Annotated in this window: 6 protein-coding genes; 5 read left to right on the top strand and 1 reads right to left on the bottom strand. The window is 68.4% G+C overall.

The annotated features are described in order from the left end of the window. The coding region (locus G3N92_RS28095) for a LysR family transcriptional regulator (RefSeq protein WP_206130849.1) at window positions 1-957 on the bottom strand (957 nt) is incomplete at its 3' end. Window positions 958-1,378: 421 nt separating this feature from the next. Between G3N92_RS28095 and G3N92_RS28090 the strand changes: the two genes are divergently transcribed. The 5 genes from G3N92_RS28090 to G3N92_RS28070 all read left to right on the top strand — a co-directional run bounded on the left by G3N92_RS28090 (window position 1,379) and on the right by G3N92_RS28070 (window position 7,259). Then, entirely contained in the window at window positions 1,379-2,932 is a 1,554-nt protein-coding gene (locus G3N92_RS28090; protein ID WP_206130848.1) for a methyl-accepting chemotaxis protein, read from the top strand. Between the two features lie 129 nt (window positions 2,933-3,061). After that, window positions 3,062-3,739, top strand: a complete 678-nt coding sequence (locus G3N92_RS28085; RefSeq protein ID WP_206130847.1) for a DUF1963 domain-containing protein — start codon at window positions 3,062-3,064, stop codon at window positions 3,737-3,739. Between the two features lie 83 nt (window positions 3,740-3,822). Next, window positions 3,823-4,719, top strand: coding sequence for a LysR family transcriptional regulator (locus G3N92_RS28080; protein ID WP_206130846.1), 897 nt, complete (start codon window positions 3,823-3,825; stop codon window positions 4,717-4,719). A 113-nt stretch (window positions 4,720-4,832) separates the two neighbouring features. Then, a complete protein-coding gene (locus tag G3N92_RS28075) occupies window positions 4,833-5,471 on the top strand; it encodes a LysE family translocator (protein WP_206130845.1) in 639 nt (212 codons plus the stop codon). A 174-nt stretch (window positions 5,472-5,645) separates the two neighbouring features. After that, a complete protein-coding gene (locus tag G3N92_RS28070) occupies window positions 5,646-7,259 on the top strand; it encodes a methyl-accepting chemotaxis protein (protein ID WP_206130844.1) in 1,614 nt (537 codons plus the stop codon). Window positions 7,260-7,985 lie beyond the last annotated feature (726 nt).

The raw sequence follows: 7,985 nt of genomic DNA, 5'->3' as shown, positions 1-7,985 counted from the left end.
GCGCTTGCCGTTCGGCTTGGCCTCGGCGGCCGCCGCGCCGCCTGCGTGGGCGAAACGGTCCCAGGGCGGATCGTCGCCGAATTCGGCTGCGAGGCAATCGACGAATTGCCGTACCTTGAGCGGCAGATGGCGGGCGCTCGGATAGACGGCCTGGATCGTCAGGTCGGGCGCGCGGTAATCGGGCAGCAGCTCGACGAGGGCGCCGCGCGCGATCTGCTCGCCGAGCACGAAGGTGGGGCCGAACGCGACGCCCGCGCCGGCCAGCGCGGCGGCCAGCAGCATCTGCATGTCGTTGGCCGCCAGCCGGCACGGGCCGTCGATCACGTGCAGGCGTCCGTCGCGGTCGGACAGCGTCCAGTCGCCCGCCGAGACGGCCTCGCTGAAGCCGAGCCGGGGCGCATGGCGCAAATCGTCGGGGTGGCGCGGCACGCCGTGCCGTTCGAGCCAGGCGGGGGCGGCACAGATCGCCATCCGGCACGGCGCGAGCCGGCGCGCGATCAGGCCCGAATCGGGCAGGCGCCCGATCCGCACCGCCACGTCCACGCCGGCTTCGAGCAGGTCCACGTAACGGTCGCCGAGCATGACTTCGACATCCACCTGCGGATGCGCGTCGAGAAAGCGCGCCACCGCCGCGCCCAGATGCATCGCGCCGAACGCGACGGGGGCGGCCACGCGCAGCGTGCCGCGCACGGCGCCCTGCGCCTCGCTCGCTTCGCGGCTCGCGTCGTCCCAGGCTGCGAGGATGCGCTTGCAGCGTTCGTAGTACACCTGACCGATATCGGTCAGGCTCAGGCGCCGCGTGGTGCGCTGGAGCAGCCGCGCGCCGAGCTCGGTTTCGATCGCGCCGACATATTTGCCGGCCATCGCGGCCGACAGCCCGAAGCGCCGGGCCGCGCCGGCGAGGCTGCCTGTTTCGACGGCTGCCACGAATACGCCGATGCCGGTCAAACGATCCATATGCGCTGCGCTCCAGTTCACTTGGCCGAGGTGTCCGCCCGATGCGGGGGGCCAGTATAGCGGGCCGCAGGAGGCGGGCGGCGACGGCCGCTGGCCGTTTCGCGGCGTTCGGGAGATGCAGCCCGAGCCCGGAACTGCGATCTGCCGTCGAGACAGGTGCCCGTGCGCTCGATTGATGTCGACGCGGCCATTGGACTGTAATGAACGAGCCGAAGCCGGCCCGCACGGCGCCACCCGATTGATCCGACGATTCCGCCGCAGCCCCACGCCCATCGCGGCTTTCCAGCCCCCTCTCAGGGAATTCCCGCCTGCGCCACCTCGCCGGATCTGCCGTCAAGACAGGTGCCGGCCCGCGCGCGCGGCCGGTCAGGAACACAAGACCACGAGACCATCAGACGACCCGACGGCGGACCTTCATCCCATGCATGCCTTCACCCTGAACCGGAAACTGACGTCGATGATCGCGATCCTCTGGATCGGCCTGCTGCTGATCGCGGGATTCGGCGCGTGGCACGCGCGCCAGGCGATGCTCGACGGCCGCCGCGACGCGCTCGCCTCGCTGATCAGCGAGGCCTATGGCGTGGCCGACTATTACTACCAGCAGTCGCAGCAGCACGCGATCAGCGAGGCGGAAGCCAAGCGCCGCGCGCTCGACGCGATCGGCGCGATGCGTTACGGCCGCGACGGCTACATCTCGATCAACGATTCGCAGCCGGCGATGATCATGCATCCGATCAAACCCAAGCTGAACGGCACGAATCTGTCGAACTTCACGGATCCGAACGGCGCGCACCTGTTCGTCGATATCGTCAAGGCCGGCAACGGGCCGGGCGAAGTGGGCTACGTCGGCTATCTGTGGCCGAAGCCGGGCGCGGATGCGCCGGTGGAGAAATCGAGCGTGGTGCGCCGCTTCGCGCCGTGGGATTGGTATCTCGTCACCGGCATGTACATGGACGACATCCGCGCGGCGCTGATCCGCGACGTGCTGATCTGGCTGGCGGCGTCCGGCGCGCTCGGCATCGTGTCCACGGTGCTGATGGTGTTCGTGCTGCGCAGCGTGCGGCGCAGCCTCGGCGGCAATCTCGAAGCGGCCGTCGAAGCGGCGCGCCGCATCGCGCAGGGCGACCTGACGGCGCACGTCGCGCTGCAACGCGACGACCGCGCGAGCCTGCTGCACGCGCTGCACGGCATGCAGGCCGGGCTGATCGACATGGTGTCGCGCGTGCGGCTCGGCACCGAGAACATCAACGTGGGCGCGACCGAGATTTCCGCCGGCAATACCGACCTGTCGCAGCGCACCGAGCAGCAGGCCGCGGCGCTGGTGGAAACGGCGTCGAGCATGGACGAGATCACCTCGCACGTGCGGCAGAGCGCCGAGAGCGCCTCGCAGGCCGCCGCGCTGGCGGGCCAGGCGGCCGAGGTGGCGACGCGCGGCAGCGACGTGGTGGACGACGTGGTGCGCACCATGGACGAGATCACCGGCAGCTCGCGCAAGATCGCCGACATCATCGGCGTGATCGACGGCATCGCGTTCCAAACCAACATCCTGGCGCTGAACGCCGCCGTGGAAGCGGCGCGCGCGGGCGAGCAGGGCCGCGGCTTCGCGGTGGTGGCCGCCGAGGTGCGCTCGCTGGCGCAGCGCTCGGCCACGGCCGCCAAGGAGATCAAATCGCTGATCGACACCTCGACCACCACCGTCGAGCAGGGTGCGTCGCTCGTCACGCGCGCCGGTTCGACGATGCAGGAGATCGTGCAATCGGTGAAGCGCGTCAACGAGATCCTCGGCGAGATCAGCCAGGCCGCGACCGAGCAGAGCACCGGCATCGAGCAGGTCAACCGCGCGGTGGGCGAGATGGATCAGGTCACGCAGCAGAACGCGGCGCTGGTCGAGCAGGCGGCCGCGGCGGCGCATTCGCTGAAGGATCAGGCGGAGGCGCTGCGGGCGGCGGTGACGCAGTTCGCGTTGCCGGGGTGAGGGGGGCGGGACAGGGTTGAATGCCGTCGCGCCTCGGGAATGCCGGGCGCGGCGGTTTGAGCTCGCGCCCGGAACCGCCGGCTCCGCCCCGGGTCAGACATCGCGCCATCGATGCCACGGAGCCACCCCATGACCCCCGCCGCCGCCAAGACCCTCGACGCCCTGCGCGCCATCCTGCGCCCCGCCTCGCTTGCCGAAATCGGCGGATTCCCGCCGCCTGACGATCCGCTGACGTCGTGGTTCATGAAAGGGGTGATCCGCGACGGCGAGGACGTGCCGGCGTGGGCCGGCAAGCCGATGTTTCCGCTGCTGCAGATCCGCGTGAGCGAGCTGCCGTTCGTGCCCGATTGCCTGCGCGACGTGGCGCTGCTGGTGCTTTACTACAACCAGGACGATCACGTGTTCGACGCGCCCCACGGCGAGGGCTGGCTGATTCGCGAGTACGCGAGCCTCGACGGCCTGCGGCCCTTGCCGGAGATCGCCACGCCGGGCCGTCCGTTTCCGCTGCGCTGGCAGGCGATCCACGACGATGCGCCGGGCTGGGAGGATGCCTGGGACCTGCTCGACCTGTCGGCGGTCAACGAGGACGAGGCCGCCACGGACGCCTTCTTCGACGGCTTCAAGCGGTATCCCGGCACCAAGGTCGGCGGCTATCCGGCCGAGGTGCAGCATGGCGCGGGCGTGGACGAATTCGTCTTTCAGGTGGGCTCGGAGGACAAGGCCGGCTGGATGTGGGTGGACCACGGCATCGGCTACTTTCATCGCTCGCCGGAAGGCGAATGGCGGTTTTCCTGCCAGTTTTATTGAGCCGCCGCACCGCGGGGATTCGATATGATTCATGATCGTCTCGTTTCTCATGCAAGGCCCGCATGCCGGGCCGCCCACCGCTCATGACCCTTGCCCAGCTCCAGGCCCTCGCCGCCGTGGTCGAACTCGGCTCGCTGACGGCTGCCGCCGACCGTCTGAACCGCAGCCAGTCGGCGGTCAGCCACGCCCTGACCGAACTGGAGGACACCACCCAGGTCAAGCTGCTGATCCGCGACCGTCAGCCCGTCGTGCTGACGGCGGCCGGCGAGCGGCTGTGGCCTTACGTGCAGAGCGTGGTGCGCGAAGCGCAAACCCTGCGCCAGCAGTTTGCGCTGTCGCGCGGCAAGCTCGAGGGCCGGTTCGTGGTGGCCTCCTTGCCGAGCGTCTCGCTGGCCTTCGTGGTGCCCGCGCTCGAGGCGCTGAAGGCCATGCATCCGGGCGTGACGGCCGTGCTGCTGGAGGGCACCGATGCCGAGGTGGAAGGCTGGATCGAGGACGGCACGGCCGACGCCGGCGTGGTGGCCGGCAGCCGTACCTTTCCCCACAACCTGCCGCTGCTCGACGAGGATTTCGTGGCGGTGGCGGCCGAGGGCATGTTCGAGGGCCGCCGCAGCATCTCGGCGAAGCGGCTGTCCGCTTCGCCCTTCATCTTCTCCAAGGCCGGTTGCGGGCCGGCCATCGCGGCGTATTTCGCACGCCACGGCGCCCCGCTGCGGGCCGCGTTCAACGTGGTGGAAATGCGCACGATCCTGGCGATGGCGGAGGCGGGCATGGGCGTGTCGATCGTGCCGCGCGTGACGCTCGGCTATACGCGCTTCGGCGGCCGTGTGCTGGAGTTGTCGCCGCGGCTGCAGCGTGCGGTGCGGCTCGCCTGGAACGTGGCCGGCAATGCCGTGACGGACGAGTTCGTCAGGCTGGTGGAGGCGCAGCGCGGCAAGACGGCGCTCGGCCGGCGGGCGGGCGCGAAGCGAAACACGTAAGGCGCGGCGGCGATGCATCGCGTCGATGCGGGGCATGCATTTTATTCACGCCGGCCAGCCTCGGGATGCAATACATTGCACGGGCTCTGATCGTTTCCCGGAAGGAGATCGCCGTGCCGCCGCTGCCCACCCTGTTTGCATTTGGACTCGTCTCGCTCGGCATGGTGCTCACGCCGGGCCCCAACATGATCTACCTGGTGTCGCGCTCGATCTGCCAGGGGCGGCGCGCCGGCCTGGTGTCGCTGGCCGGCGTGGCGCTCGGGTTCCTCGTCTATCTGCTCTGCGCGGCCTTCGGCCTCACCGCGCTGCTGTTGGCCATCCCGTATGCCTACGATGCGCTGCGCGTGGCCGGCGCGCTCTATCTGCTTCATCTCGCCTGGCAGGCGTTGCGTCCGGGCGGGCGCTCGCCGTTCGAGGTGCGCGCATTGCCGCCGGACAGCCCACGCCGCTTGTTCGCGATGGGCTTCGCGACCAATCTCGCCAATCCCAAGATCGCGGTCATGTATCTGTCGCTGCTGCCGCAGTTCGTGTCGGCGGATCCTGCGCAGGGCAGCGTGCTGACCCAGTCGCTCGCGCTCGGCGCGGTGCAGATCTCGGTCAGCGTCGCCGTCAATGCGCTGATCGCCTGCATGGCCGGCACGATGGCGGCTTTCCTGACCGGCCGTCCGGTCTGGATGCGGGTGCAGCGCGTCCTGATGGGCCTCGTGCTGGGCGGCCTCGCGGTGCGGATCGCGCTCGAATCGCGGCGCTGAGCGGCCGCGCGGAGTGGGGGCGCAGAATCGGGGCGCGATCCTGGCCGGCTGCCGGTGCGCGCCTCGGCGCGAAGCGTGGCGCGGCGGGGCGAATTCGGCTCAAGCCGAGCCCTCCATCTGCCGTAAACGGAGGACGTAACCCCTCAATCATCCGACGCTCATCCGCCCCCCAACATGTTCAGCAAAATCAAGGTTTCAACCGGCTTGCTATGCGTGCTGATCGCATTCTGCGCATTCCAGCTCGTCACGGCCGCGCTCGGGTACTGGGCGCTCACGCGCACGCACGACAACGTCGGTGAAATGTCGAATATCGCCGTGCGGCAAGCGAATGCCGTCAACGAGACGACTCAGCAGCTGATGGACGCCCGCATCAATCTCTCGCGCGCCGGCACGCGCATGGTCAAGGGCGGCGGCGAGCCGGCCCAGATCGTGCAGCACGCGCGCGAGCAGCTCGCCGCCGCCGACCAGAGCTTCGCGCACTTCGTGGCCGCGAGCCGCGAGGGCAGCACGTCCCCCAACGCCGCCGCGCTCGCGGATCGCTATGCCAAGCTGCACGGCGCGCTCGGCGAACTCGCGCAGTTCCTCGACGCCGGCAACATCCAGGCCTTCCTCGATCAGCCGACGCAAGGCTTTCAGGATGCCTACTTGAAGGAAGTGCACGACTTCGAAGCGTTTGCCGACGCCTCGGGCCGCGCCTCGCTCGATGCGATCGACACGCGCGTCGAGGTGTTCAAGATGGTGGGCGCGGCCATCCTGCTGGTGCTCGCCGTGCTGACCGTGGCGATCCACCTGGGCCTGCGCCGCGGCGTGATCGCGCCGCTCGAGGAAGCCGGCCGCCATTTCGACCGCATCGCGCAGGGCAAGCTCGACACGCCGATCGGCGCGCGCGGCACCAACGAAATCGGCCATCTGTTCGCGGGCCTCGCGAACATGCAGGCCAGCGTGGCCGGCACCGTGAAGCTGGTGCGCGAATCGGCCGACGCGATCCACCTCGGCGCGAACGAGATCGCCACCGGCAACGCCGATCTGTCGGCGCGCACCGAAAGCCAGGCGGCCTCGCTGGAGGAAACCGCCTCGAGCATGGAGGAACTGACCTCCACCGTGCGCCACAACGCCGATCACGCCCGCGAGGCGAACACGCTGGCCGCCAGCGCGCTGAGCGCCACGGCGCAGGGCAGCGAGGTGGTCAATCAGGTGGTCGACAAGATGCACAGCATCGCGCAAAGCTCGGACCGCATCGCCGAGATCATCGCGGTGATCGACGGCATCGCGTTCCAAACCAACATCCTGGCGCTGAACGCGGCCGTGGAAGCGGCGCGCGCGGGCGAGCAGGGCCGCGGCTTCGCGGTGGTGGCGGGCGAGGTGCGCGGGCTTGCGCAGCGCAGCGCGCAATCGGCCAAGGAGATCAAGGCGCTGATCAACGAATCGGTCGAACTGATTCGCGGCGGCGCGGAGCTGGTGGAAAACGCCGGCGCGGCGATGGGCAACGTGTCCACCACGATCTCGCGCGTGGCGCAGACGATGGAGGAGATCAGCGCCTCGTCGCGCGAGCAGAGCACCGGTATCGAGCAGGTCAATCAGGCCGTCACGCAGATGGACGAGATGACCCAGCAGAACGCGGCGCTCGTCGAGCAGGCCGCGGCGGCGGCCGCGTCGCTGCATCAGCAGACGGAGCACCTGAAGGCGGCGGTGTCGGTGTTCGAGGTGTCGGACGCGGTGATGCAGCCGGCCGGCGCGGGCGCCGCGCACGGCGGCGGCGCGATGAGGTTGTCGCCGCGCTTCGGTTGAGCCGCTTCCGATTGGATGCGCCGCCGCTGGGCGGATGAAGCGCCGGGTTCCCCCGGCGCTTTTTTATTTCCGCTTCGCGTTTCGACACGCCGGTGAATTCCAGATACATTTCAGTACATGACGTCTGACATCTTTGCAAATAAAGCCAGGATTGAAAGACGCGCTTCACGGACATTGCCGAATTCGGTTATTCGATCAAAATGTGGGACGCGGGAATGGCCGATTCAATTCGATATACATTCATCCGAATGCCATTCAATCACCTGGAGAATTCATCCATGCGAGCATGTTTGCGCAGATGAATGAAGCGTGATGCCGGCTCGCCTGGAATCGTACGAAAATACCGGCTCGGCAACGGTTCCGATGAAATTTCCGCCCGCCGGAACCCCACCGGATCACGGCCGGAAATGACCGACCCGACAGCCGCGGGCACGGCCCAAACCGACGATATTTCCTGCTTGCATAGTCAATCGAAAATTGTCAGGAAATATTAATAAAAATGAGAAAACTTGCCGTGGCCGCCGCTATAATCCGCTCGATTCGCTGATCTTCCCATCGGCATCGCGTGTGGCGATGTCAGTCGTCATGTTTCGATTCGTCCCATGATTGATCTTTTCAGTCGTCGCTTCATCGAGCTTTGCGCCGGCGCGCCGCGCGTGGAGCGTGCCCACGCGCCGGATGCGCCACCGGTGCTGGTGGCCGGGCGCGGCAGCGCGACGCCGGACG

Source organism: Burkholderia sp. Ac-20379 (assembly GCF_017104645.1).
Classification (GTDB): Bacteria; Pseudomonadota; Gammaproteobacteria; order Burkholderiales; family Burkholderiaceae; genus Burkholderia.
Note: the sequence above shows the minus strand (reverse complement) of the source record. Positions and strands in the feature narration are given on the sequence as shown.

Bases quoted from the DNA above. Each gene is read 5' to 3' on its own strand.
- G3N92_RS28090 (WP_206130848.1), top strand. From the start codon at position 1,379: ATGCATGCCTTCACCCTGAACCGGAAACTGACGTCGATGATCGCGATC.
- G3N92_RS28085 (WP_206130847.1), top strand. From the start codon at position 3,062: ATGACCCCCGCCGCCGCCAAGACCCTCGACGCCCTGCGCGCCATCCTG.
- G3N92_RS28080 (WP_206130846.1), top strand. From the start codon at position 3,823: ATGACCCTTGCCCAGCTCCAGGCCCTCGCCGCCGTGGTCGAACTCGGC.
- G3N92_RS28070 (WP_206130844.1), top strand. From the start codon at position 5,646: ATGTTCAGCAAAATCAAGGTTTCAACCGGCTTGCTATGCGTGCTGATC.